This window comes from Ruegeria sp. BH8 (genome assembly GCF_056538065.1).
Map to the genome: position 1 here is coordinate 1 of NZ_JBQFSP010000057.1, position 810 is coordinate 810.

Sequence of the window (810 nt, forward strand, 5' to 3'; positions counted from 1 at the left end):
GGGTATTGCCAAGTTGTTCACCTGACTTGACCGGGTTATCAGCGGGTCATGAACATTCCGACCAACATGCCGCGCCTGAAGGGGTTCCGCTTTTCTCGTGAGATCATTGCTTGGGCAATCTGGGCGTACCAACGCTTCGCACTGAGCACTGCTGATGTTGAAGATTTGTTGGCTGTGCGGGGTGTGATTGTCAGCCGGGAAACGGTCCGGTTGTGGGTCAATCGTTTTGGTCGACATTTCGCGGACTGCATCCGGCGGGATCGACCTCAACCGAACGACAAGTGGCACATGGACGAAGTTGTGATCATGATCCGCGGCAAGAAACACTGGCTGTGGCGTGCGATCGAAGCCAATGGAGACGTTCTTGATATTCTCGTGCAATCGCGCAGGAATGCAAAAGCAGCAAAGCGGTTTTTCCAAAGATTGACTGGCCGGTTTGGCGAACCGAGAGTCGTCATCTCGGACAAGTTGCGTAGCTACATCAAACCGATCAAATCACTGGCCCCGAACGCGGACCACCGGGCCCACAAAGGCCGAAACAACACGATCGAAGTCTCGCACCGCCCAACTCGCAAAAGAGAAAAAATATTGGGCCGGTTCAAATCTCACCGGCAGGCTCAGAGGTTTTTGTCCGCGCATGACCAGATCAACCTGATCTTCCGCCCCCGCCGTTATCAACTCACCGCAACTTCATATCGCCACGCCCGTTCCGATGCATTCAGCCTATGGGCCGGCTACACCGATGAAATGGTGGCGTGACCCAGCCTCCGCCAATGAAGCACAATCTGCCGCCAACAACTTGGCAATACC

At 54.8% G+C, this 810-nt stretch carries 1 protein-coding gene; it reads left to right on the forward strand.

What is annotated here, in order from left to right:
* Positions 1-48 precede the first annotated feature (48 nt).
* Positions 49-759, forward strand: coding sequence for an IS6 family transposase (locus tag ACR0AD_RS21135; RefSeq protein ID WP_480489521.1), 711 nt, complete (start codon positions 49-51; stop codon positions 757-759).
* Positions 760-810 lie beyond the last annotated feature (51 nt).